17 protein-coding genes are annotated in these 24,014 nt (G+C 75.0%); 8 read left to right on the forward strand and 9 right to left on the reverse strand.

Annotated elements, in window-relative coordinates:
- Positions 1-83: 83 nt before the first annotated feature.
- Both PS271_RS02670 and ptsP read left to right on the forward strand, forming a co-directional pair.
- Entirely contained in the window at positions 84-533 is a 450-nt protein-coding gene (locus tag PS271_RS02670) for a PTS sugar transporter subunit IIA (RefSeq protein WP_398379730.1), read from the forward strand.
- 89 nt (positions 534-622) lie between these two features.
- Positions 623-2,293 carry a phosphoenolpyruvate--protein phosphotransferase gene (gene ptsP / locus PS271_RS02675; RefSeq protein ID WP_120758145.1) on the forward strand — a complete coding sequence of 557 codons (1,671 nt, stop codon included), beginning with the start codon at positions 623-625 and terminating at the stop codon, positions 2,291-2,293.
- 125 nt (positions 2,294-2,418) lie between these two features.
- Here the strand turns inward: ptsP and PS271_RS02680 are convergent, their stop codons facing one another.
- Both PS271_RS02680 and PS271_RS02685 read right to left on the reverse strand, forming a co-directional pair.
- A complete protein-coding gene (locus tag PS271_RS02680; protein WP_398379732.1) occupies positions 2,419-3,282 on the reverse strand; it encodes a DUF8829 domain-containing protein in 864 nt (287 codons plus the stop codon).
- A gap of 177 nt (positions 3,283-3,459) precedes the next feature.
- Positions 3,460-4,746, reverse strand: a complete 1,287-nt coding sequence (locus PS271_RS02685; RefSeq protein ID WP_398379734.1) for an MFS transporter — start codon at positions 4,744-4,746, stop codon at positions 3,460-3,462.
- Positions 4,747-4,795: 49 nt separating this feature from the next.
- Between PS271_RS02685 and PS271_RS02690 the strand changes: the two genes are divergently transcribed.
- On the forward strand, positions 4,796-6,118 hold the full coding sequence (locus PS271_RS02690) for an aminotransferase class I/II-fold pyridoxal phosphate-dependent enzyme (protein WP_398379737.1): 1,323 nt from the start codon (positions 4,796-4,798) through the stop codon (positions 6,116-6,118).
- Here the strand turns inward: PS271_RS02690 and PS271_RS02695 are convergent.
- On the reverse strand, positions 6,102-8,120 hold the full coding sequence (locus tag PS271_RS02695) for an acetoacetate--CoA ligase (protein WP_398379739.1): 2,019 nt from the start codon (positions 8,118-8,120) through the stop codon (positions 6,102-6,104). The genes PS271_RS02690 and PS271_RS02695 overlap by 17 nt on opposite strands.
- 249 nt (positions 8,121-8,369) lie before the next feature.
- Between PS271_RS02695 and PS271_RS02700 the strand changes: the two genes are divergently transcribed.
- Positions 8,370-10,736 carry a glycoside hydrolase family 31 protein gene (locus tag PS271_RS02700; protein WP_398379741.1) on the forward strand — a complete coding sequence of 789 codons (2,367 nt, stop codon included), beginning with the start codon at positions 8,370-8,372 and terminating at the stop codon, positions 10,734-10,736.
- A 55-nt stretch (positions 10,737-10,791) separates the two neighbouring features.
- Positions 10,792-11,622, forward strand: coding sequence for a M15 family metallopeptidase (locus PS271_RS02705; RefSeq protein WP_398379743.1), 831 nt, complete (start codon positions 10,792-10,794; stop codon positions 11,620-11,622).
- Here PS271_RS02705 and PS271_RS02710 read toward each other — a convergent pair.
- The 4 genes from PS271_RS02710 to PS271_RS02725 all read right to left on the reverse strand — a co-directional run bounded on the left by PS271_RS02710 (position 11,619) and on the right by PS271_RS02725 (position 15,777).
- On the reverse strand, positions 11,619-12,218 hold the full coding sequence (locus PS271_RS02710; RefSeq protein WP_398379745.1) for a GTP-binding protein: 600 nt from the start codon (positions 12,216-12,218) through the stop codon (positions 11,619-11,621). The genes PS271_RS02705 and PS271_RS02710 overlap by 4 nt on opposite strands.
- Before the next feature lie 180 nt (positions 12,219-12,398).
- Entirely contained in the window at positions 12,399-12,821 is a 423-nt protein-coding gene (locus PS271_RS02715; protein ID WP_398379747.1) for a DUF742 domain-containing protein, read from the reverse strand.
- Positions 12,818-13,273, reverse strand: coding sequence for a roadblock/LC7 domain-containing protein (locus PS271_RS02720; RefSeq protein WP_398379749.1), 456 nt, complete (start codon positions 13,271-13,273; stop codon positions 12,818-12,820). Before PS271_RS02720 ends, PS271_RS02715 begins: the two co-directional genes overlap by 4 nt.
- A complete protein-coding gene (locus PS271_RS02725) occupies positions 13,270-15,777 on the reverse strand; it encodes a nitrate- and nitrite sensing domain-containing protein (protein WP_398379751.1) in 2,508 nt (835 codons plus the stop codon). The genes PS271_RS02720 and PS271_RS02725 overlap by 4 nt, the downstream gene beginning before the upstream one ends.
- A gap of 261 nt (positions 15,778-16,038) precedes the next feature.
- Here PS271_RS02725 and PS271_RS02730 point away from each other — a divergent pair, with 261 nt between their 5' ends.
- The 3 genes from PS271_RS02730 to PS271_RS02740 all read left to right on the forward strand — a co-directional run bounded on the left by PS271_RS02730 (position 16,039) and on the right by PS271_RS02740 (position 18,216).
- On the forward strand, positions 16,039-16,392 hold the full coding sequence (locus tag PS271_RS02730; protein ID WP_398379753.1) for a hypothetical protein: 354 nt from the start codon (positions 16,039-16,041) through the stop codon (positions 16,390-16,392).
- Between the two features lie 84 nt (positions 16,393-16,476).
- On the forward strand, positions 16,477-17,613 hold the full coding sequence (locus PS271_RS02735) for an L-histidine N(alpha)-methyltransferase (RefSeq protein WP_398379755.1): 1,137 nt from the start codon (positions 16,477-16,479) through the stop codon (positions 17,611-17,613).
- Positions 17,614-17,625: 12 nt separating this feature from the next.
- Positions 17,626-18,216, forward strand: coding sequence for a hypothetical protein (locus PS271_RS02740; protein ID WP_398379757.1), 591 nt, complete (start codon positions 17,626-17,628; stop codon positions 18,214-18,216).
- Positions 18,217-18,274: 58 nt separating this feature from the next.
- Here PS271_RS02740 and PS271_RS02745 read toward each other — a convergent pair whose 3' ends face one another.
- Together PS271_RS02745 and PS271_RS02750 are read right to left on the reverse strand one after the other, a co-directional pair.
- Positions 18,275-23,023: a hypothetical protein gene (locus PS271_RS02745; RefSeq protein WP_398379759.1), complete on the reverse strand. Its 4,749-nt coding sequence runs from the start codon at positions 23,021-23,023 to the stop codon at positions 18,275-18,277.
- Between the two features lie 30 nt (positions 23,024-23,053).
- Complete coding sequence (locus PS271_RS02750) at positions 23,054-23,980, reverse strand: hypothetical protein (protein ID WP_398379761.1); 927 nt, start codon at positions 23,978-23,980, stop codon at positions 23,054-23,056.
- Between the last annotated feature and the right edge of the window lie 34 nt (positions 23,981-24,014).

Here is a 24,014-nt window from a genome sequence, read left to right on the forward strand (position 1 = left end):
CCTATGACTTAGGCTTCCGATCAGTGCGCCGTCCAGGACAGGTAGTGACGGCGCGTGACGAATCTCCACCTGGGAGGCTTCCCATGACCACCGTGTCGTCCCCGATCGCCGGACGCGCCATCGGACTCGCGGCAGTGCCCGATCCGGTCTTCTCCGGCGCGATGGTGGGACCCGGTACCGCCGTCGACCCCGTCCGTGAGCCGCACGCCGCGGTCTCCCCCGTTGACGGTGTCATCGTCTCGCTGCACCCGCACGCGTTCGTCGTCGTCGACGCCGAGGGCCACGGCGTGCTGACGCACCTCGGCATCGACACCGTCCAGCTCAACGGCGAGGGCTTCGAGCTGCTCGTGAACAAGGGTGACACCGTGACCCGCGGCCAGGAGGTCGTGCGCTGGAACCCGGTCGCCGTCGAGGCCGCCGGCAAGTCGCCGGTCTGCCCGATCGTCGCGCTCGAGGCGATCGCCGACTCGCTCGGCGACGTCCGCGAGGACGGCGACGTCAAGGCCGGCGACCAGCTCTTCAGCTGGCAGTAGCCGATACCGCTCCCTGAGAAGGGGAGCGGCACGTACGACATCCAACCGCGGCGGCGCGGTCGCCGCCGCATCAACCGGAGACGGGTGTAATGGAGACAACGCTGCGAGGCGTCGGCGTGAGCCACGGTGTGGCGATCGGCGAGGTCCGGCACATGGGCACGGCGGTGCTGGAGCCGCCGGCCAAGCAGATTCCGACGGACGAGGCGCCGCGCGAGCAGGGCCGCGCCCGCCAGGCCGTGGAAGCTGTGGCCGCCGACCTCATCGCGCGCGGCAACCTGGCCGGTGGCGAGGCCCAGCACGTGCTGGAGGCCCAGGCCATGATGGCCCAGGACCCCGAGCTGATGGCCGACGTCGAACGGCGCATCACCGTCGGCAGCACCGCGGAGCGCGCGGTGTACGACGCCTTCGCCGCCTACCGCGCGCTGCTCGCCAACGCCGGCGAGTACCTGGCCGGCCGCGTGGCCGACCTGGACGACGTGCGGAACCGCATCGTCGCGCGCCTGCTGGGCGTGCCGATGCCGGGCGTGCCGGACAGTGACGAGCCCTACGTGCTGATCGCCCGGGACCTGGCTCCCGCCGACACGGCGCTGCTGGACCCGACGCTGGTGCTGGGCTTCGTGACCGAGGAGGGCGGGCCGACCAGCCACAGCGCCATCCTGGCGCGGGCGCTCGGGGTGCCGGCGGTCGTGGCGCTGCCGGGCGCGGGTGAGCTCGCCGAGGGCACGGTCGTGGCCGTGGACGGCAGCACGGGCGACATCTTCGTCGACCCGAGCCCGGAGAAGCGCGCCGAGCTGATCAAGACGGCCGAGGAGCGCAAGGCGGCGCTGTCGGCGTCGTCCGGTCCGGGTGCGACGTCGGACGGTCACAAGGTGCCGCTGCTGGCGAACATCGGTGGCCCGGCGGACGTGGCGGCCGCGGTCGAGGCGGGTGCGGAGGGCGTGGGCCTGTTCCGTACCGAGTTCCTGTTCCTGGACGACAGCGCGAAGGCGCCGTCGGAGGCCAAGCAGGTCGAGGCGTACCGCAAGGTGCTGGAGGCCTTCCCCGAGGGCCGTGTGGTCGTGCGGGTGCTGGACGCGGGCGCGGACAAGCCGCTGGACTTCCTGACGCCGGCCGACGAGCCGAACCCGGCGCTGGGCGTGCGGGGTCTGCGGACCCTGCTCGACCACCCGGAGGTGCTGCGCACGCAGCTCACCGCGCTGGCCAAGGCCGCCGAGGGGCTGCCGGTCTACCTCGAGGTCATGGCCCCGATGGTGGCGGACCGTACGGACGCGAAGGCGTTCGCGGACGCGTGCCGCGAGGCGGGTCTGCAGGCGAAGTTCGGTGCGATGGTGGAGATCCCCTCCGCCGCGCTGCGCGCCCGTTCGATCCTCCAGGAGGTCGAGTTCCTGTCGCTGGGCACCAACGACCTGGCGCAGTACACGTTCGCGGCCGACCGTCAGGTCGGTGCGGTCTCGCGGCTCCAGGACCCGTGGCAGCCGGCGCTGCTCGACCTCGTCGCCGCGTCCGCCGAGGCGGCCAAGGCCGAGGGCAAGAGCTGCGGCGTGTGCGGTGAGGCCGCGTCCGACCCGCTGCTGGCCTGTGTGCTGACCGGTCTGGGCGTGACGAGCCTGTCCATGGGCGCGGCGTCGATTCCGTATGTCCGCGCGACGCTGGCCAAGCACACGCTGGCCCAGTGTGAGCGTGCCGCTGCCGCGGCCCGTGCGACGGACTCCGCGGAGGAGGCCCGGCTGGCCGCGCAGGCGGTGCTGTCCGGCGAGTAGGCCGGCCGCAGCTGTGGCGTGAGCCGCAGCAGTGCTGTGAAGTGAAGGGTGTCCCGCCTGCGGCGGGGCGCCCTTCACTCTTTGCCAGCCCCTTTCCCGTCTCTGTCAGCTCCTTTCCCGGCGTCTCAGTCGTCCAGGGGCAGTCCCGCGCGGTAGTCGACGCCCGGCTCCGGTGGTACGGGTTCGCCGGTGCGGGCGTCGGTGCAGTAGGCGGCGAAGACTTCCGCTTCGGTCAGCGGGTGGAGCCTGCCGCCGTCCTTGAGGTTCCAGCCGCGGACGGTGTCGCGGCGGCCGGGCAGGGTGCTGCGCAGGACGACTCCTCCGGGCCGGTCCGTGGCGATGCCCGCCGCGAGGACCGTGCAGAAGAGGAGGGCGGCCGCCTCGCCGAGGTGCAGCAGGCCGTCGTCGCGGGTCTCGGTGTGGAGGACGGCGACGAGCGGGGCCGGCCCTTCGGCCGGGACGCTGCAGACGAGGTGGTGGGTGCCGGGGCCGGCCGCTTCGATGATGCGGCGCAGGAGCGCGGTGGCCCGGGCGAAGGCGGCGCGCCCGGTGTCTTCGCCGCAGGAGTCGCAAGAGTCGCAGCCGCCGCGGGTGAGCAGGGCGGACGCGTACTCCCAGGTGGCCTGTTGTTCCGCTTCGGCGACGAGGCGGGGCAGCAGGCGGGCGAGGGGCTGGCCCTCGTAGGTGACCTTGGTGCCGGCGGCGGCGACCTCCGCGGTGTAGCGCGTGCGGCTGGCCGCGGTGTCGGGGTCGAGGCGGGACTCGGTGCAGAACTCCTCGTAGCCGGCGGGGTCGAAGAGGGCGACGCTCGTGTGCGTGCCCCGGGCGGCGAACTCGCGCAGCAGGCCTTCCATCTGCCGCATGTACGTGGCGTGGTCGTCGAAGGTGAAGCTCGCGTAGCCCTGCATGGCCGCGAAGTCCTCCGCGCCGGCCAGGACGGCCACGGTGCCGGGGACTTCGCTGCGCAGCCGGCGCCGGGCGCTCACCATGCGCCGTGCGGTGGGCGGTCTCTTCCTGCCGTCCCGCTGCATGGGCCCGGTGTGCGGCCGTTTCCCGGCCGGGGTGCGCTTCCTTGCCCCGCTGCCGCCCCCGGTGCGGTCTCCGTCCGCCGGCCGTCCTCTTCCGTTGCTCGTGTGCGCCATCTGTCTCCCCCTCAGCGCGTGTGATCAGTGCTCACTCACCGTAAGGCGAGGCACTGACATTGCGGTCTCGTCATCGTCGCGGGTGAGCCTGCGCTGGGCGAGGCACATGACGGCGAGACCTGTGCCGAGCCCGAGCCAGCCGAGGGGGCCCGCGGCGACGGCGCCGGTCACGACCAGGGGGCCGGCGCTGCGCTGGGCGGCTTGGGCGAGGCCGTGGACGCCGAGGTAGGCGCCCTGGGCCGTGGGCGGTGCGAGGGCCACGGACAGTTCCCAGGACACGGTGGCGTGGAGCATCTCGGCGACGGTGAAGGCGATCGCGGCCAGGGCCAGTGCGGTTGCGGCGAGCCAGCGGTTGCCGGTGGCCGAGGCGGCGAGGGCGGCTCCGCCCGCGAGAAAGGCGGCGGCCAGGGGGAACAGTGCGCTCCGGGCCTTCGCCACGGTCGTGCCGAAGCGGGCGAAGGGGACCTGGAAGCAGACGACGAGGACGTTGTTGAGGACGAGGAGGAGGAGAACGGCCTGGTGCGGGAGGGTCGTTGCCGTGACCGCCCACAGGGCGAGGCCGACTTGGAAGACGGAGTCGTCGAGGAAGAGGACGGCCTCGGTGGCGGTGTAGGCGAGGTAGCGGCGGTCGCGCCAAGGGTTGCGCCCGGGGGCGGGGCGGACCTGCGCTCCGGCCGCCTCCCCGGTGCCCTTGCCGGCTTCCGCACCGGTACGGGTGCCGCTCGTGGCCACGACCCGCGCCGGCGACGGCGGTTCGCCGCAGCGCAGGGTGAGGAGGGCGATGGCGGCGAAGGACAGGGCGTCGCCGGTCAGCAGCCGGCGGTAGACGGCGGTCGTTCCGGTGGTGAGGGCCGCGGCCGCGATGAGTCCGCCGACGGCCCAGCCCAGGTTGGAGGCGGTGCGGTTGACGGCCTGGTAGCGGCTGCGGCCGGGGCCGGCGATGCGCGTCGCGTAGAGCTTGGTGAGGACGGAGGATGCGCGGTCGCCGAGGCTTCCGGCGGCGGTGATGGCGAGCAGGAGCCTGAAGTCCGTGGTGGTGAGGAGGGCGAGGGAGGCGACGGCGCGGAGGGCCTGGACGGTGGCGAGCAGCGGCCGGAGGGGGACGCGGTCGGCGAGCAGGCCGCCGAGGGGCGGGCCGGCGATGCCGACGGCGCCGGAGACGCCGAGCAGCAGGCCGATCTCGGCCGTGTGGAGGCCTGCGACGTAGGTGAAGTACAGGACGGCGGTGGCGCCCCAGAGGCCGGAGCCGATCCTGTCGACGAAGGTGACGGCCAGCATGCGGCGGCCGTCGCGTCCCCCCGGTATCTGCATGTGCTGATCCCCCTTGACCCGGATATTGTATTGATACATACTCAGATCTGTGGCAACACAATATGAGATCACCGGTACGAACGCCAAGGGGATTGCCGCGTCCATCGAGCGCGGCGTCGCCGACGGCGCCCTGACTCCCGGGAGTTCGCTCCCCCCGGTGCGCACGCTCGCCGAGCGGCTCGGCGTGAGCCCGGGCACGGTCGCCACCACGTACAAGGAGCTGCGCCGCCGGGGCATCGTCGTCACGCGCGGGCGCGGCGGCACGGTGGTGGCCGAGGCCCCCGCGGTCGCCTCCCGCCGCCCGCCGAAGGTGCCGGAAGGGCTGCGCGATCTGGCGGGCGGCCACCCCGACCCGGCCTTCCTGCCGGAGCCCGTGCCGCCCGCACGGGTCGCGGGCGCGGCGCGCTCGCACCGGGCGGCGCCGCGGCTGGCACGGCTGGAGGAGATCACCCGCGCCTGGTACGAGCGCGACGGCGTCCCGTCCGCGCACGTGACCTTCGCGCACAGTGCGCTCGACTGCGTGGCGCGGCTGCTCGCCACCGAACTCCGGCCCGGTGACGCGGTGGCGATGGAGGACCCCGGCTACCACCACATGCTGGACCTCGTGCCCGCGCTCGGCCTGCGGGTCGTGCCGGTCGGGGTGGACGACGAGGGCATGCGGCCGGAGGAGCTGCGGGCCGCGGTGCGCGGCGGGGTGCGGGCCGTCATTTGCAGTCCCCGGTCACAGAATCCGTACGGGGGCTGCTTCTCCGCCGGGCGGCGGGACGCCCTGGCCGCGGTGCTCGCGGAGGCGCCGGAGATCCTGGTGATCGAGAACGACTACGCCGCGGAGGTCTGCGGCGCCCCGCTGCACAGCCTGACCGCCGGGGGCGCTCTGCCGCGCTGGGCCCAGGTCCGCACGGTCACCAAGCACTTGGGGCCCGATCTGCGCTGGGCGGCGGTGGCGTGCGACGCGACGACGCTGGCGCGGCACGACGGGCGGCTGCTGCTGACGTCCGGCTGGGTCAGCCACCTGCTTCAGGAGACGGTGGCCGGGCTGCTGACCGATCCGTCGGCCCTGGCCCTGGTCGCGGGGGCCCGCGCCGCCTACGCCGAGCGGCGCGAGGCGCTGATCGGGGAGCTGGCCCGGCGCGGGATTCCCGCGCACGGGCGGGGCGGGCTGCACGTGTGGGTGCCGGTACGGGACGAGGCGGCCGTGGTCAGCGGGTTGCGGTCGGCGGGGTGGTGGGTGGCTGCGGGGGCGCGGTTCCGGACCGGGGCGGCGCCGGGGGTGCGGATCACTACGGCGGACCTGCGGCCGGCGGAGGCGGTTCGCCTTGCCGCCGACTTTGCGGCCGTGCTGGGTGAGGCGCAGGCTACGTACGGGGGGTAGGGCGATTGCGGCCCAGTTCCTCGTAGAACTTCAGCAGGTCCGCGTTGTCCACCGAGCCCGGGTTGACCGCCTTTTCCAGAGGGGTGCCCTGGAGGAGGCGTTTGACCGGGACCTCGATCCGCTTGCCGGTGAGGGTGTGCGGGATCGCCGGGACCTCGATGACCTCGTCGGGGACGTGGCGCGGCGAGAGGTTCTCGCGGATGGTGCGCTTGATGCGGTCCAGCAGCGCGTCGTCCAGGCGGGCGCCCGGTGCGAGCTGGACGAAGAGCGGCATCCAGTAGCCGCCGTCCGGCTGTTCGGCGCCGATGACGAGGGACTCGCGGATCTCGGGGAGGCGTTCGACGACCTCGTAGATGTCGGCGGAGCCCATGCGCACGCCCTGCCGGTTGAGGGTGGAGTCCGAGCGGCCGTGGATGATGACGCTGCCGCGCGAGGTGAGGGTGATCCAGTCGCCGTGCCGCCAGACGCCGGGGAACATCTCGAAGTAGCTCTCGCGGTAGCGCGTGCCGTCGGGGTCGTTCCAGAAGCGGATGGGCATCGACGGCATGGGCGTGGTGACGACCAGCTCGCCGACCTCGTCGGTGACGGGCTTGCCGTGCGGGTCCCAGGCCTGGAGGCCGGTGCCGAGGCAGGGGGCCTGGAGCTCGCCGATGTGGACCGGGAGGGTCGGCACGGCGCCCGCGAAGCAGCTGCACACGTCCGTGCCGCCGCTGACGGAGGCGATCCACATGTCCTCCGACACCTCGTCGTGGAGCCAGCGGAATCCGTCGGGCGGCAGCGGCGAGCCCGTCGTGGCGACGCACTTGACGCGCGAGAGGTCGAAGTCCCGGCCGGGGTGGACCCCGGCCTTGCGGCAGGCCATGACGTACGCGGCGGAGGTGCCGTAGAGGGTGGTTCCGGTGCGTTCGGCGACGCGCCACTGGGCGCCGGTGTCGGGGTGGCCGGGGCTGCCGTCGTAGAGGACGACGGTCGCGCCCACGAGGAGGCCGGAGACGAGGAAGTTCCACATCATCCAGCCAGTGGAGGTGTACCAGAAGAAGCGGTCGCCGGGGCCGAGGTCGCAGTGCAGGGAGAGCTGCTTGAGGTGTTCGACGAGGATGCCGCCCTGGGACTGGACGATGGCCTTGGGCAGGCCGGTGGTGCCCGAGGAGTACAGCACCCACAGCGGGTGGTCGAAGGGGACCTGCTCGAAGACGGGTTCCACGTCGGCCGCCACCAGGGCGTCCCACTCCAGGGCGCCCTCGGGAGCCGGGGTGCCCAGCAGCGGGATGTGGACGACGGCGCGCAGCGTGGGCAGGCCGGCGCGGAGTTCGGCGACGGTGCCGGCGCGCTCGTGCTCCTTGCCGCCGTAGCGGTAGCCGTCGACGGTGAACAGGACGACGGGCTCGACCTGCTGGAAGCGGTCGAGGACGCTGCGGGCGCCGAAGTCGGGCGCGCAGGAGGTCCACACGCCGCCGACGGCCGCGGTGGCGAGGAAGGCGACGACGGCCTGCGGGATGTTGGGCAGGTAGCCGCTGACGCGGTCGCCGGGGCGCACGCCGAGGCGGCGCAGCTCGGCGGCGAGCGAGCCGACCTGCCGGCGCAGCTCCGCCCGGCTGAGGGGGCGCGGGTCGTGGGTCTCGTCGACGGCGAGCAGGGCCGGTTCGTCCGCCCGTGCGGGGTCCTCGGCGGCGCGCAGGGCGTGCTCGGCGTAGTTGAGGGCGGCGCCGGGGAACCAGCGCGCGCCGGGCATGGCCGGGTCGGCGAGGACGCGCTCGTAGGGGCGGGAGAAGCGGACGCCGGACCACTCGGTGAAGGCCTGCCAGAACGTCTCCAGCTCGTCGACGGACCAGCGGTGGAGTGCGGCGTAGCTCGCGGCGGGGTCGCCGGGGACGGCGGCCGGGGCGCCGTGCCGCTCGGCGGCCCACTGCTGGAAGCGGGTGACCTGTGCGCGGGCGATGCGTTCCGGGCCGGGGCTCCAGAGGGGCTCCGGACTGCCGGTGTGCTGCGGTGCGGTGGTCATGACTGCTCCCGGGCTCCTGCGCGTCGTGGGCGGTGCCGCGCACGGCCGGGTGAGCACGTGGCGCGGCTGAGCAAGGACGATGCCACGTGATCGACTCCTGCACCAGAGCCGGTGGCGTACGTCTCCCTCACCCTTCTCCGTCACCTGTCTCCCCCACGGCGCGTCCTGTGTGCACAGGTCCTCCCTGCGTGGGTGAACGCCGTCTGAACGCGGGGCGCCGGCGATCGTGCGGGTGGCAGGCTGAGCAGCATGGATGCGCGTGATCTGCTGCGGTTACTGAGGACGGTCCGTACGGCGCGGGGGATGCGGTCCCTGCGGTCGGCGCTGCGGCGGCGGTGCACGGACAGAGCGGGGCTGCCGCGGCCGGGTGCGGAGCGGGCCCGGGTGCCGGGTGCGGCGCAGGGGGCCGATCCCCTGCCGGGCGGCGGGGTGGTGCACTTCGCGCGGTCGTCGCTGCGCGTGCGGGTGACGGCGGGCGGCGCGGTGTTCTGCGGCTGGGACGGGGCCGGGCCGGAGCCCTCGTACGCGCTGGCCGGGCCGGGCCCGGAGGCGGACGAGCGGGCGGTGCTGGAGCCGGACAAGGACGGCGGCTGGCGGGTGGTGTCGGAGCGGGTGCTGGTCGTGGTGGGCCGGCACGGGTCGGTGGAGGTGCGCACGCCCGGCGGTGTGCTGCTGCGGCGCGACCTGCCGCCGCGCTGGTGGGAGCCGGCGGACACGGCGGGCGGGCAGCAGGGCGGGGCGCGCTGGGCGGTCCGCTCGGAGGTGCCGGCGGACGCGCGGTTCTTCGGGCTGGGCGGCAGGTCGGCCGGTCCGCGGCTGCGGGACGGCACGTACCGGCTGTGGAACACCGATCCGGACGGGGCGTTCGAGCCGGGCGACGATCCGCTGTACATCACGATGCCGGTGCAGCTGGTGGTGGCGGACGCGGGGACGCACCTGGTGTTCCACGACGACACGTGGGACGGGCGGGTCACGCTGGCGGAGGGCGAGGAGGGGGCGGGCTCGGGCCACGACCGGCCGGGCCGGTGCGAGGTGCGCATGGACGGCGGCCCGCTGCGCTACTGGGTGCTGGTGGGGACTCCGGCGCGGGTGTTGCAGGGCTGGTCGGTGCTGACGGGGGCCGCCGCGGTGCCGCCGTCGTGGGCGCTCGGGCACCACCACGCGCGCTGGGGCTTCGGCAGCGAGCAGGAGGTGCGCCGGGTGGTGGCGGGGTACGCCGAGCGCGGGCTGCCGCTGTCGGCGCTGCACCTGGACATCGACCACTACCGGGGGCACCGGGTGTTCACGGTGGACCGGGAGCGGTTCCCCGACCTGCCGGGGCTGGCGGCGGAGCTGCGGGAGAAGGGGGTGCGGCTGGTGTCGATCGTGGACCCGGCGGTGAAGGCCGAGCCGGGCCAGTGGGTGTTCGACAGCGGCACGGCGGCCGACGCGTTCGTACGGGACGGCCGGGGGCGGCGGGTGCGGGGCGAGGTGTGGCCGGGCGAGTCGGTCTTCCCGGACTTCACGGACCCTCGGGTGCGCAAGTGGTGGGGCGGGCTGTACGGGGAGCGGCTGGCGCAGGGCTTCTCGGGGATGTGGCACGACATGAACGAGCCGGTGTCGTTCGCGGCGTTCGGGGATCCGTCGCTGCCGCTGTCGGCGCGGCACTCGCTGGAGGGCCGCGGCGGCGACCACCGCGAGGCGCACAACGTGTACGGGCTGTCGATGGCGCGGGCGGGGCACGAGGCGCTGTGCGAACTTCGGCCTGCCGAGCGGCCGTTCCTGTTCTCGCGCTCGGGCTGGGCGGGCATGCAGCGCTACGGCGGCACGTGGTCGGGCGACGTGGCGACGGGCTGGCCGGGGCTGCGGGCGTCGCTGTCGCTGGTGCTGGGCCTGGGGCTGTGCGGGGTGCCGTACTCGGGCCCGGACGTGGGGGGCTTCTCGGGGTTCCCGTCGCCGGAGCTGTTCGTGCGCTGGTTCCAGCTGGGCGCGTACGTGCCGCTGTTCCGCACGCACTCGGCGATCACGGCGGGGCGGCGGGAGCCGTGGGAGTTCGGCGGGCAGGCGCTGGAGCACACGGCGGCGGCGCTGCGGGAGCGCACACGGCTGCTGCCGTACTTCGTGACGCTGGCGCACCTGGCGCAGCGCACCGGGGCGCCGTACGTGCGCCCGGTGTGGTGGCGTTCGCCGGAGGACCGGGCGCTGCGGGACTGCGAGGACGCGTTCCTGCTGGGCGACGCGCTGCTGGTGGCGCCGGTGCTGGAGCAGGGGGCGGACCGGCGGGCGGTGCGGCTGCCGCGCGGTCGGTGGTACGACACGGCGACGGACCGGGCGTACGAGGGGCCGGGGCAGGTGCTGCTGGACGCGCCGCTGTCGCGGATCCCGGTGCTGGCGCGGGCGGGGTCGGTGATCCCGGTGCAGCGGGAGGCCGCGGGTCCGGTGGAACTGGAGGTGTGGGCTCCGGCCCCGGGCCGTACGGGCGGCGGTGTTCTGGTGCCCGACGCGGGGGACGGGTGGGAGGCGCCGGAGGTGGTGCGGTTCTCGACGTGTCTGCGGGACGGAACGGTCGTGGTGGAGCAGGAGGGTGCCCAGGCGGTGGGGTATCCCGTACGGGTGCGGGGTGAGGGCGCGGGGTGAAGTGAGGGGGCGGGCGCTCTTCCCCGGGCACCTGTCCCCCTGCTATCTGGTCGTCATGGACAGAACCCGGTTCTCTGCCGCCCTGCGGGCCGTCACCCTGCTCATAGCGGCTCTCCTGGCCCTGCTGACCTTTCCGTTGTCGCCTCCGGCGCAGGCGGCCGCTGCGCACGAGCCGCGCCCGCCGCGCGGGTTCGTCGCCCTCGCCGACGTGGACCCGACGATCCTGCAAGAGATGCGGTACGTCACCGTCCACAACTTCACGGGCCACCGCGTCGACGGTTACCGGCGGCCCCTGTGCGTCCTGACGCGGGAGGCCGCCGAGGCCCTGCACCGGGCGCAGCTCTCGCTGCTGCGCCGGGGTTATTCGCTGAAGGTGTACGACTGCTACCGGCCGCAGCGGGCCGTGAACGACTTCGTGGAGTGGGCGAAGGACCTCGCGGACACGCGGATGAAGGCGGAGTTCTATCCGCGCGTGGACAAGACGCGGCTGTTCGCGGACGGGTACATCGCGGAGAAGTCGGGGCACAGCCGGGGCAGCACGATGGACGTGACGCTGGTGAGGCTGCCGGTCCGGCCGACGCGGCCGTACGTGCCGGGTGAGCCGCTCGTGCCGTGCTACGCGCCGCGGCAGCAGCGCTTCCCGGACAACTCGGTCGACATGGGGACGGGCTTCGACTGCTTCGACACCCTCGCGCACACGCTGGACCCGCGGATCACGGGCGTGCAGCGGGCGAACCGCCTGCTGCTGAAGTCCTCCCTGGAGGGCGTCGGGTTCGTGAACCTGCCGGAGGAGTGGTGGCACTTCACGCTCAAGCCGGAGCCGTTCCCGGACACGTACTTCGACTTTCCCGTCCTGCGCCGTCCGTACGGGATCGGGGCGCCCTAGCCGGCGCGGTGGGCGAGTTCGGCGAAGCGCTGTTCCACCACCGACACCAGCACTCCCTTCACTGATTCCTTCTCCCGCGCGTCGCAGAGGATCACCGGCACCCCGGGGTCCAGGTCGAGGGCGGCGCGCACGTCCTCCTCGGGGTAGCGGTCGGCGCCGTCGAAGCAGTTGACGGCGAGGGTGAAGGGGATGCCGCGGCGCTCGAAGTAGTCGACGGCGGCGAAGCAGTCCTGGAGCCGGCGGGTGTCGGCGAGGACGACGGCGCCCAGGGCGCCGCGGGCCAGCTCGTCCCACAGGAACCAGAAGCGGTCCTGGCCGGGGGTGCCGAAGAGGTAGAGGACCAGGTCCTCGCGGAGGGTGATGCGGCCGAAGTCCATGGCGACGGTGGTGGTGCGCTTGCCCTCGACGCCGGCGGTGTCGTCGACCGGCCGGCCCGCCTCGGTGAGCAGTTCCTCGGTGTGCAGCGGCCGGATCTCGCTGACCGCTCCGACGAGGGTGGTCTTGCCGACGCCGAAGCCGCCGGCGACCAGGAGTTTGAGGGCCACCGGGGCCGGCGCGGGGCGCGTGCGGCCGCGGTCTGCGCGCAGGAGCCTCATGGTTGTTCGTCCTCCGGTCGTGGGTGCCCGCGGGGGCCGGCGCCCCCGGTGGAAGGTGATCGTTCCGTAAAGACCATGGCCACGACAAGTCTCGGCAGATGGCCCGTCAGCTCGGCCGGGAGCCCCGTCAGGTCTCTCCAGGGGCCCGGCCGGCTCGGTCCGGCGGGCCCGCGGGCCGGTTCACAGGGCCCGCAGGCCGTCGATCACCTCGCGCAGAATGCTTTCGTCGGGCAGTTCGGCCGGCGGGACCGGGCGGGTGACCCGTACCAGGCCGGCGTGCACGAGGTCGCCGACGAGCACCCGCACCACGCCGACCGGCAGGTCGAGCCCGGCGGCCAGCTCCGCGACGGAGCGCGGCAGGCCCTCCGTGAGGTCCACGATGTCGAGGTGTTCCGGGGACAGCATCTGGTCGGCGAGGGCGGCGGCGGGCCGCCCGGCCGGGTCCTCGGCGACGACGACCGCGATGAGGTCGAGGCCGGCCCCGTCCGCGATCCGGGTGCGCCCGCGGGTCATGGCGTACGGGCGGACCACCGGGCCCGCCGCGTCGTCGTACCAGCGCACGTCCCCGTCGCCGGGGCCGTCCCCGGGCTGGCCGGCGGTCACCCGTCGGCGGCCACGCCGGTGCGCGGAGCCGTGGCCAGGTGTGCGCCCACCCGCTTGACCAGCAGGGTCATCTCGTAGGCGACCTGGCCGATGTCGGAGTCGGCGTCGGCGAGGACGGCCAGACAGCTGCCGTCGCCGGCGGCGGTGACGAAGAGGAACGCCTCGTCCAGCTCGACGACGGTCTGGCGGACCTTGCCCGCCTCGAAGTGCCGGCCGACGCCCTTGGCGAGGCTGTGGAAGCCGGAGGCCACGGCCGCCAGGTGCTCGCCGTCCTCGCGCGAGAGGTCCTTGGAGGTGCCGGTCGCCAGGCCGTCGCCGGAGAGCACGAGCGCCTTGCGGATGCTGCCGACGCGCTCGACGAGTTCGTCGAGGAGCCAGTTGAGCTCGCCCGTGGCGGCGGGCCCGGCGCCGGCTGCGGTGGTTGTCGCGTTCTCGGCCTTCGGTGCGGTCATCGACCGTCCCCCTCCGATGTGGTTCGTGGTGCTGTTCTCGGTGATCTGCTGGGTGCGTCCGCCTCATTGTGCTCCCGGGCGCGCTGCCAGCCGCGCTGGAGGGCGGCCATCCTGGCCCGCACCTCGTCGGCGTCGCGCTCGGGTTCCGGACCGGCGGGGTCCGGGCCGGTGGTCCCGCCCTGGGTGCGGGGGGCCTCCGGATCCTTCCTCAGCTGGGGGGCGAGGCTCGCCTGGCGCACGCGCCGGGGCAGCCCGCCGGTGGGGGTCCGCTCGTCCCCGGGCCCGTCCGGGGGCGAGGCCGGCCCGTCCGGGCGCGGGACCAGGGCGACTGGGCGCGAGGCCGTGCCGTCCCGGTGCCCGCCGGGACCGGCGTCCCGGCCGGAGTGCCTGCGGCGCGGCAGCGGCAGCGGGCCGTCGCCCGCCGGGCCGTGTTCCTCGCCCTCGTCCGCCCGCAGCTCGAACGGGCAGAGCACGTCCTCGTCCCCGAGGGCGCCCCCTGCCGGACCGGCGGCCACGGGGGGCCGGTCGTGGGAGAGGGCGGCGCGCGCGGGCGGCACCGGTCCGCGGCCGCCGGCAAGGGCCTGCTCGCCCGTGTCCTCGTCCCCGGCCCGGGGGCCGTCCTCGGTGAGCAGGTCGAGCGGGACGAAGACGATCGCGGTGGTGCCCCCGTACGGGGACGTCTGGAGCGTGACCTTGACGTCGTGGCGGCGCGCGAGGCGGCTGACGACGAACAGGCCGAGCCGGTCGGTGTCGGAGAGCTCGAACTCGGGGGTCTCGGCGAGCCGGAGGTTGGCCTCCAGCAGGGCGTCCGGGGACATGCCGAGGCCCCGGTCGTGGATCTCCAGGGTGAAGCCGTTGGCGACGCGCTGGCCGTGCACCTGCACGGCGGTGCGCGGCGGGGAGAACACCGTGGCGTTCTCCAGGAGTTCGGCGACGAGGTGGGTGAGGTCGCCGACGGCGGGGCCGCGGACGGCCAGCCGCGGCAGGCGCCACACCTCGATCCGCTCGTAGTCCTCGACCTCGGCGACGGCGGCGCGGACGACGTCCATGAGGCGGACGGGCTTGCGCCACTGCCGGGCCGGGGCGGCCCCCGACAGGATGACCAGGCCCTCCGCGTGGCGGCGCATGCGGGTGGTGAGGTGGTCGAGGCGGAAGAGGTCGGCGAGCTCCTCGGTGTCCTCGGTGCGGCGCTCCATGGCGTCGAGGAGGGTGAGCTGACGGTGCAGCAGGACCTGGCTGCGGCGGGCGAGGTTGACGAAGACGTCGGCGACGCCGCGGCGCATGTCGGCCTGTTTGACGGCGGCTTCGACGGCGGCCCGCTGGAGGGTGTTGAGGGCCTTGCCGACCTGGCCGAGCTCGTCCGGGCCGAAGTCGCGCAGCGGGGCCTCGGCCGCGAGGTCGACCTTCTCGCCGGCGGCCAGGCGGCGCATGACGGCGGGCAGCCGCACGCCGGAGACCTCGTGGGCCTCCTTGCGCAGCTGCCGCAGGTCGCGCACGAGGCCGCGGCCGATGCGCAGGGAGATGACGAGGGAGCACGCGAGCGCGGCGGCGCCGAGGACGCCGGCGACGGCGGCCTTGACCAGGACGCGGGTGGCGATGGGCTCGACGCGGTCGGCGTAGCGGCCGGTGGCCTCGGTGTTCATCCGGGCGAGCTCGTCGAGGACGACGCCCGCGGCCTTCTCCCAGCTCTGCGGGTCGATGGTGCGCGGGGCGCGGGCGTAGCCGGCGAGGATCGCGGTGTCCTCGGCGGCGCGCAGCGTGTGCGGCGCGGTGCCGCGCCAGTACTCCTCGAAGATCTTCTGGTCGGCGGCGGGCAGGACGGCGAGGTTGGTGCTGTAGAGGATCTGCCGCTCGGCGACGCGGTCGGAGACGGCCCGCAGGTCCTGGCGGCTCATGGTGCCGGCGGTGAGGGCGGCGGCGAGGAGGGCGTCCTCGCGGGAGAGCGCCTCGCGGGCGCGGGCGACGCCGATGAGGGCGCGGGCCTGCTTGTCCATCTCGGCGTCCTCGAAGGCGCCGAGGCTGCCGAGGAAGGCGTAGTACGGCTCCACGAGGTCGTTGTAGGCCTGGAAGGCGCCGTGCCGGCTGATGGAGCCGTCCCGGACCTTGCCGCGCAGGCCGCCGAGGTCGCCGAGGGCCTTCTCGATGCGCCGGAAGCGGACGTCCGTGGCGGGGCTCATGTCGTCGCGGACCTTCGCGGCGCCGGCCCGGAAGGCCGTGGCCGCCCGGTCGGTAGCGGCCTGCTGATCGCGCAGGACGGCGAGGTTGTCGGCGCGGCGCGGGTCGGCGAGCAGGACGAGGGCCTGGCGGCGTTCCTTCTGCAAGGCGCGGACGAGGTCCTCGGCGGGGAGGCCGGCCGTGCGGATGGCCCCGGAGGCGTCGAGCAGCCGGGCGGCCTCCGTGCCGGTGATCACGGTGGCGAAGACCCACAGGCCGGTGAGCGACACCAGCGGCACCAGCAACAGCGCCACGATCTTCCGGCGGATGGACTTCCCGCGAAAGCGCATGGCCTCCCCAACGTCGACCCCGCTCCGGAGGCGTGGTGTTCCGACAACAATGCGGCGTGAGCCTACTACTGCGTGGTACACGACTCGAAGACCAGTACGGTGATCAGACTGCCGAGGCGGCCACCCGTATGGCGGTAATTCCTTGCCCATGGGAACTATCGGGCGCGGTCCTTCGCTCTTGTGAAGGGAGCCGGGCCGCTACCGCCGGCCGTCGGCAGGGGAGCCGGCGGGGCGGTCCGCCGACGAGGGGGGTGAGCCGTCGTGGAGCGGGATCATGACGTCCCGTCGTACCGAGCGCGGCCGGCGCTGTGGGTGGAGGGGCCCGCCCGCAGGCGCCGGATGCCGGATCCGGTGCGGACGGCCGCGGTGCGCGCCGTCCTCTTCGCCGCCTTCACGCTGGTGCAGGGCATGGTGGCGGCGCTGTTCGCGCTGGCCGGGAGCTGGCTGGCGCTGCCGGCGCTGCTGTGCGTGCTGGCGAGTGTGGTGGCCACCACATGGGCGGTGCTGGACGTGTGGGTGACGCGGCAGGTGTGGCGGCAGCGGCACGGAGTGGTGTCCGTGCCCAGCAGTACGGCGCGTGCGGGCAGAAGGGCCCGTCGCCCCGGCTTCCCCTGATCGTCAACTGCCGGGTAGGTTCGGCAGTTGACGGTGGCGTACACCGGGCACGGGCGGGCTGACGGGCCATGGGGGGATGTACGGATGGCGGAGCGGGACCGGGCGGTACATCGGATTCCGGAGATCCTCCGGGATGCCGGCTGGACGGTGTGTCTGGTCGGTGAGGAGCAGTCGGGCAAGCTGGCCCAGGTGACGGCCGGACTGCGGCGCGGCCCGGACCCCGCGGGCTCGGGGAAGCTGATCACCTCCGGCTTCTCGTACTGGGGCCTGGAGTCGACGGTGGCGTGGGCCCACGCGTGCAACGACCTGTACTACCCGGTGATGCGCGAGAGCATCGCCTCCTTCAGCCGCCGCTGGCGCGGCCTGAGCGAGCGGCTCCCGGACGGGCCGCTGCACTACGTGAGCCTGGGCCCCGGCACGGGCCAGAAGGACCAGGCGCTGCTGCGCTCCCTGGACAGCCGGGGCCGCTGCGGCTGCTATCTGCCCGTGGACGTCAGCGCCGAGATGCTGCGCCTCGCCCAGCGCGAGGCGTTGCAGCACCTGCACGTGCCCGCCGCCGACGTGCTCCCCGTCCAGCTGGACTTCTCCATGCCCGCCAACCTCGACCGGCTGGGCACGCTGGTCCGCAGCACGGTGGGCGACGAGCCGGTGGTGTATTCGCTGCTGGGCAACACCCTGGCGAACTTCGACAGCGACACGCGTCTGCTGTCCCTGCTGGCCGAGAAGCTGCTGCGGCCGCAGGACCGCTTCCTGCTGGAGGTGGCCAGTACGGCCGGGCAGGACGAGGTCGCGGCCCGGGCCGCCGCGCAGGAGTACGAGAACAGCCCGCGCTTCCGCGAGTTCGTCACCAGCGCCCTGCTCCAGTACACCGACCTTCAGATCGACATGAACAGCCTCACGTGCGAGGGGCTCGTCGAGGACGACCGGGCCCTGATGGTCAAGGTGATCTACCGCAACCGGACGGGCGCCGAGCTGGAGCTGACGCTGCCCGACCGCAGCACGGTGCCGTTCCCCGACCAGGACACCATCCGCCTCCTGCTCAGCCGGAAGTACACCCGGGCCGGGCTGGAGAAGATGCTGGTGGACGCCCGGGTCACCGTGGTGGGCGAGACCCACGAGGCCGGGCACACGTCCTTCGACCGGCCCGCGTTCGGGATGACGCTGCTGCTCCTGGCCAAGGGCGACGGGGTGCGGCCCGACGGGCCCAACCCCTTCGACTGACGGCACGTCACCATGACGGGGTTCCTCGGCCGGTTCGGCCGGCAGTTCTTCGCCGCCGCCACCATCGCCTGCCTGCTGCTCGCGCTCGGCATCTGCGGCTGGTGGCTGACGGTCGCGCAGGGCCGCGACGGCCGCTTCGAGCCCGCGACGTCCGGGCTCGCGCTCGTCGCCGCCATCACCGGGGTGTACGCGGAGCGGCGGGCGGCCGCCCGCGAGCGGCGCGCCCAGGTGCGCCGCGCCCTGTCCGACGAGCTGGTGAAGAACACCGAGCTGCTGACCGGCGGGGGCTTCGCGCCGCTGGACCGCTTCGCGCCGAAGGCGCGCGTCTACCCCCGCCTGGTGCAGTCGGCGACGGACGCGGCGCTGGTGTCGGGGGTGTTCGCCGATCCCCGGCACGCCGCGCTGGTCTCCCTGCTGCACCGCTGGCGGGACGCGGTGCACGACTTCAACCGGCGGCTGGACCTCACTGAGCTGCGCACGTACGTCTCCCGGGTGCCCGCCGAGGAGCTGCTGGCGATCGACGAGGCCATGCACCGCCCGGGCGGGCAGCTCGACCGGCTGCGGCAGCTGCGCGACAGCATCGAGGAAGTGCTGCGGGCCTAGCGGGCTGCGGCCTAGCGGGCCGGGCGCCGCGACCTCGGAGGCCGCGGCGCCCGCCGGCTCAGGCCTGTGCCGGGGCCTCCTCCGCCGGGCGGCGGTACATCCGCGTCGCCGTGATCTGGCCGTGGACCTGCTCCCCCTCCGGGTCCTGCTGCTGGGGCAGGCCCGGGCGCAGGTGCTCCTCGACGCTGATGTACTTCAGGCCCGCCCTCAGGTCCGCGTCGTTGCGCAGCCGGATGACCAGCGGGAACTCGGCCAGGGCCGTGGTGTCGAACAGGCCGGTGGTGTACAGCAGCTGGACGCCGAGGGCGTCGGCGACGGCCCGCTGGAGCTCCAGCAGGTACGTGGCGTTGGCGCGGCCGATGGGGTTGTCGAGGAACAGGGTGCCCGCGTGGCGCTGCTTGTCGCGGCCGCGGTCGTTGCTGCGCAGCGCCGCCATGGTGCAGTACAGGGCGATGGCCGCGGTCAGCAGCTGGCCGCCGGAGAACACGTCGCCCATCTGCCGGACGGGCACCCGCTCGGCGCGCAGCACCGCGTCGGGCTTGAGGATCTCCACGGCGACGCCGCGCGGCAGCAGGGCCGCCTGGACGCCGCGCAGCAGCAGGGACATGCCGTCGCGGCGCAGGTCGGAGTTCTTCTTGACGGCGGAGCGGGTCGCCTCGTCGATGACCTCGCCGAGGCGCTCGGTGAGCGTGCTCTGGTCGGGGTCGTCGAAGCGGATGCGCAGGAACTCCTGGCCCGACCACTCCCCCAGGCCCTCGGGCAGCCGGGACAGGCGCTGGGCGGAGCGCAGGGTGGTGAGCGAGGACTCCACGAGGCCGCGCAGGCGGTCCACGATGCTGTCGCGGTTGCGCTCCAGCTGCTCCAGCTCGTCGGTCAGCACGCGCAGGCGGGGCGCGAACGCCTCGGCCCACGCGGCCGCGTGCTCGGGCAGGGCGGCGGCGGGCAGCTCGCGGATCTGCTGGCGGGCGGGGGTGCGCACCTGCTCGTAGCGGGTGGAGTTGGCGTGCCGGACGAGGACGTCGCTCGCCTCGCGGACGGCGGACTCGGCGGCCGACAGGTCGCCGGCGCAGCCCCGCAGGGAGCGGCGGGCCTCGGCCGCGGCCTGGCGGGCCTCCTCCAGGCTTCCGGTGTACGGCTCGGGCTGCTCGGTCTCCTCCTCGGAGGAGTTGTCGCGCAGCAGGTCGCGCAGGAGGGCGGCGGTGTCGTCGAAGCCGGTGGCGGCGTCCTCGGCGGCACGGTGGGCGCGCAGCAGGTCGCTGTGGGCGGTGCGGGCGCGCTCCAGGGCGTCGGTGCGGGCGGCGAGTTCGCCGGTGGCGGTGCGCAGGAGCTCCTTGGCGCGGTCGGCGTCGCCCGGGACGAGCTCCTCGGGGAGCTCGGTGTGGGCGTCGCCGTCGGCCGGGGCGAGGCGCTCGGCCTCGCCGCGCAGCCGGCCCAGCTGCTCGCTGGCCGCGGAGGCGCGGCTCTCCAGCATCTGGACGAGCTCCTCGGCGCGGGCCGCGGCGGCCTGCCGGGAGGGCCCGTCGGCGCCTTCGGTGCCCTCCAGGAGCTGGGCGGCGCGGGTGCGCACCTTGTTGGTGAGCCGGTCCAGTTCGTTGCGGGCGGCGCTCTCGTCGCTCTCGGCGCGGGCCTGCTCGGCGCGCAGGTCGGCGCCGACGCCGACCTTCTCGTAGACCTGGGAGGCGGCGCGGTAGGCCTCGCGCAGGGCGGGCAGCGAGGCGGTGGGCGGCTCGGCGGCCTCGGGCACCTCGTCGGGGGCGCCGGCGATCTCTGCGCGCTCGGCGCGCAGGGCGCGGGCCGTGCGGCGGGCGTCGTCGGCGGCGCGCTGGGCGGCGCGGCGGTCCTCGTCGGCGGCGCGGGCGCGGTCGACGAGCTCGGCGGCGCGCTCCTCGGCCTCGGCGGCCTCCTCGGCGAGCTCGCGGGCCTGCGCCTGCCAGTTGGCGCGCTCGCGCAGGCGGTAGGCGAGCCCGGCGAGGGCGTCGGCGACGCGGCGGGCGCGCTGGGCGGTCTCCTGCCGCTCGTCGCGCACGCGGGCGGCCTCGGCGGCGGTCTCCTCGGCCTCGGCGCGGGCGGCGCGCAGGCCGGTCAGCTCCTCCTGGGCGGTGTCCGCGGCGGCGCGGGCGCGGGCGGCCTCGGCGGCCAGCTCGGCGAGGCGGCCGGCGGGGCAGCCGGCGCGCCACGAGGAGAGCCGGGCGGCGAGAGTGCGGTCGCCGGCGAGGCGGGCCGCTATGGCACGGATCTCCTCGTCGCGGGCGAGGGCCCGCTCGCGCAGGGTGTGCCGCTCCTCGTCGGCCGCGCGCTCGTCGTGCATGGCGGGGTTCGGCGGTACGAGGAAGACGCCCGTGTCCTGCTGCTCCGTCTCCGGTACGGGGGCGAGCAGGGCGCCTGCGGTGCCGACGGCGAGGGCGGAGCGGGGCAGCAGCGAGGCGGTGCCGAGGACTTCGCGGGCGCGGGCGTGGGAGTCGGCGTCGGTGATGACGACGCCGTCGACGAGCTCGGGGCGGGCCGCGAGGACGGCGGCGTGCCGGGCAGGGTCGACGGCCTGGGCGAGGTAGCGCCAGCCGGGCAGGGCGGGGATGCCGTGCTCGCCGAGGTACTCCACGGCCGCGAGGACGTCGGGGCGGGGCGGCAGCAGGCCGCCGTCGCCGAGGGCGCCGAGGATGCGGGAGTCGTCGGCGGCGGCCGTGCGCAGGTCGAACAGCTGCCGCTCGGAGGCGGCGACGCTCTCGTCGAGCAGCTCGCGCAGCGCGTCGGCGTTGCGGTCGAGCTCCTCGGCGGTGAGCGGGCCCGTCACGGGCGGCAGCTCCGCGCGGCCGCGGGCGGCGGCCGCGCGTACCGCGCCCGGGTAGTACAGGCCCGCGGCCTGCGGGTCGCCCTCGGCGGAGCGGCGCGGGGCGGGCGGCTGGCCGTCGCCGTGCGGGCCGTCACCCGCGCGCGGGCCGGGCACCTGGCCGGCGGCGGCCGGCTCGGGCAGGCCCAGCAGTTCGGTCAGGCGCTGCTCGGCGCCGAGGGACTCGGCGGCGCGCCGCTCGGCGTCGTGGGCGGCTTCGGCGGCCGTGGCGGCGTCCGCGGCGCGGGCGGCGGCCAGCTCGGCGCGGCTCTCGGCGGCGGCCGTCTCCTTGGCTCGGTCGGCTGCCTGGCGGGCGGCCTCGCGCGCGGCCTCGTAGGCGGCGACGGCCGGCTTCTCGGCGTCGCTGGCGGCGAGCGCGGCGCGGGCCGGGTCGGCGTCGGGGCCGGTGTCGTCGATCCAGCCGGCGCGGACGGCCTCGGCGGTCTCCTGCTCGACCTCGGCCAGGCGCTGGCGCAGGTGGCCGGCCTCGCTGCGGGCGCGCTGGGCCTCGGTGGCGGCGGCGGTCGCGTCGCGGTGGGCGGCCTCGCTCGCCTCCTGGAGGGCGGCGGAGCGCTCCTCTTCCTCGTTGGCGCGCTGCTCGCCGTTCGCGGCGGCGGTGTTGAGGGCCCGTACGAGCTCGGTGGCGGCCTCGGCGCGGGCGGCCAGGGCGGGGGCGGCGTCGCGCTCGGCCTCGCGGATGGCGGCGGCGACGCGCGCGGAGCGGTCGGCGGCGGCGCGGTGGCGCAGGACGGTCTCGGCGGCCTGCCAGGCGGAGTGCAGCGTGCGGGCGTCGTTGAGCTCGCGGCGCTGGGCGGCGGCGGCCTTCTCGGCGGCGGCCAGGGCCAGGGAGGCGTGCCGGTAGGCGATTTCGGCGGCGACGAGGGAGCTGCGGCCGCGCTCGGTGTCGGCGTCGGTCACGGCGTGGGCCGCGGCGGCCACCTGCTCGGCCAGCTCGGCGGTCCGGCCGCGCTCTTCGAAGGCGCGGGCGGACAGGCGGCGGGCCAGGTCGCGGGTGCGGCGCTCGGCGCCGGTATGCACGCCGCGGGCCTGCTCGCGCTTGACGGCGGCGTCGGCGATGCGGGAGAGCAGGTCGAGGGAGCCGGCGGTGAAGTCCCGCTCGGCGGTGAGCTCGGCGCGGCGGCCCAGCTTGTGGGCGAAGCCGTGGACGAGGTCGGCGAGGCCGTCGGTGTCGCGGGTGTCGGTGACCGCGCGCAGCAGCAGGTCCGTGAAGTCGGAGTCGTTCTTGACGGCGAAGAGGCCGGCGGCCTCGCCCTCGTCGGCGTTCATCTCACGCTGGTAGCGGAAGAGTTCGGGGTCGAGGCCGAGCTCGCCGAGGTGCTCGTTCCAGCGCTCGTGGACCTCCTCCCACACCACGTCCAGGTGGGGGTAGGCCTTGCCGGCTTCGGTGAGGGCGTCGCGGAAGCCCTTCATCGTGCGGCGGCGGCCCCGTGCGCCGGAGGTGCCGTCGGCGGCGGCGCGCATGGCGCTGGACTCGGCCACGGGCAGGGCGTCCAGGCTCATGCCCGGGCCGGGCCGGAACGAGTACCAGGCCTCGGCGAACTTCCGCGGGTCGTTGGAGACCTGGCGGCCGCGCCACTCGCTGACCTTGCCGACGACGATGGTCTCGCCCGTCAGGACGTGCTGCCACTCCAGGGCGACGTGCCCGCAGTCGTCGGCCAGCAGGAACTTGCGGAGCACGCCCGAGCTGGCGCCGCCCAGGGTGTTGCGGTGGCCCGGCAGCATGACCGAGAAGATGAGCTTGAGGAGGACGGACTTGCCGCCGCCGTTCTCCAGGAAGAGCACGCCGGCCGGGGCGGGGCGGCGCGGCGGCCCCACCGGCTCCTCCTCGAAGAACTCCGCCTGCGCGGGCGCGGGGGTGGGCACGGGCGCGCCCACTCCCCGCAGGTCCAGCACGGTGTCGGCGTAACGCGCACCGGCGGGCCCGATGGAGTAGAGGCGGACCCGGGACAGCTCGTACATGGCGGACTCTCGTGTGTGGCGGGACGGTTGTCAGGAGGACTGGCTGTGCTGGTTCTCGAAGAACGGCAGGCCGGCGTCGGCGACCAGGTCGAGGTCGTCGGCGTCGTCCGGCGGCAGGAGCGTCGCGCTGCCGTCGCCGACGGGCACGACCCCCAGCTCCAGCAGCTCGGTCATGGCGGCGCTGCCGGCCATGTCGCGGACCTGGAGCTGGTAGCGGGCGGTGGTGCGGAACGCGCCGCCGGCGTCGTCGCCGGTGCGCTGGAGGAAGCCGGAGTCGACGAGGAAGGCGACGGCCTTGGCGATGATGCCCGTGGTCGAGCCGGCCAGGCGGCGGGCGTCCTTGGTGGCGCCCGTCGCGCTGCGGCGCGCGTAGACCCGCCAGGCGGCCTCCAGGCCGGGGGCGTCCGTCGTCGGGTCGGTGTTCTCGCCCTGGGCGGCGGAGCGCTCCTCCAGGCGGCGGCAGGCCTGCCGGACGAAGGCGTCGACGCCGTTGACGGTGATCCGGCCGATGTAGCCGTCGTCGGCGAGGTCCTCCGGGCGGGGGAAGGCCAGGGCGGCGACCGCGAGGTGGGCGAGGCCGTGCAGGAAGCGGTCGCCGGAGTCGACGGTGGCGCGGCGGGCGTAGTCGCCCATGCGCACGGCGAAGACGGAGTCCTCCGCGGCGGTCACGGCCATGCCGGCGCGGGTGGACACCTCCAGGACGATCAGGCCGAGGCCGGCCGCGACGGCGTCCGCGAGGCGGGCGAACGCGGGGTCGTCGCGGTGGCGGCGCAGCAGCTCGGTGTACTCGGCGTCCCGCGCGGGCGCGAGCTTGGGCTGCAGCCCGAAGGCGATGAGCCGCGCCGCGTCGGCCGCGTCCGCGGGGGTCACCGCACCGGTGCCGGTGCCCTTGCCGGGCGCGTCGGCCTCGCCGGCGACGTCCGGCTCCGCCGGGGCTTCGGCGTCGTACTCAGTCACGGGTTCGTACTCCTGCGGATGTCGGTCTGGTGGT

Source organism: Streptomyces sp. SCA2-17 (assembly GCF_044336695.1).

Excerpts from the sequence above, each read along its gene's own strand:
- PS271_RS02670 (WP_398379730.1), top strand. The coding sequence starts at position 84 with ATGACCACCGTGTCGTCCCCGATCGCCGGACGCGCCATCGGACTCGCG.
- ptsP (WP_120758145.1), top strand. The coding sequence starts at position 623 with ATGGAGACAACGCTGCGAGGCGTCGGCGTGAGCCACGGTGTGGCGATC.
- PS271_RS02680 (WP_398379732.1), bottom strand. The coding sequence starts at position 3,282 with ATGGTGAGCGCCCGGCGCCGGCTGCGCAGCGAAGTCCCCGGCACCGTG.
- PS271_RS02685 (WP_398379734.1), bottom strand. The coding sequence starts at position 4,746 with ATGCAGATACCGGGGGGACGCGACGGCCGCCGCATGCTGGCCGTCACC.
- PS271_RS02695 (WP_398379739.1), bottom strand. The coding sequence starts at position 8,120 with ATGACCACCGCACCGCAGCACACCGGCAGTCCGGAGCCCCTCTGGAGC.
- PS271_RS02700 (WP_398379741.1), top strand. The coding sequence starts at position 8,370 with ATGGATGCGCGTGATCTGCTGCGGTTACTGAGGACGGTCCGTACGGCG.
- PS271_RS02705 (WP_398379743.1), top strand. The coding sequence starts at position 10,792 with ATGGACAGAACCCGGTTCTCTGCCGCCCTGCGGGCCGTCACCCTGCTC.
- PS271_RS02710 (WP_398379745.1), bottom strand. The coding sequence starts at position 12,218 with ATGAGGCTCCTGCGCGCAGACCGCGGCCGCACGCGCCCCGCGCCGGCC.
- PS271_RS02720 (WP_398379749.1), bottom strand. The coding sequence starts at position 13,273 with ATGACCGCACCGAAGGCCGAGAACGCGACAACCACCGCAGCCGGCGCC.
- PS271_RS02725 (WP_398379751.1), bottom strand. The coding sequence starts at position 15,777 with ATGCGCTTTCGCGGGAAGTCCATCCGCCGGAAGATCGTGGCGCTGTTG.
- PS271_RS02735 (WP_398379755.1), top strand. The coding sequence starts at position 16,477 with ATGGCGGAGCGGGACCGGGCGGTACATCGGATTCCGGAGATCCTCCGG.
- PS271_RS02740 (WP_398379757.1), top strand. The coding sequence starts at position 17,626 with ATGACGGGGTTCCTCGGCCGGTTCGGCCGGCAGTTCTTCGCCGCCGCC.
- PS271_RS02745 (WP_398379759.1), bottom strand. The coding sequence starts at position 23,023 with ATGTACGAGCTGTCCCGGGTCCGCCTCTACTCCATCGGGCCCGCCGGT.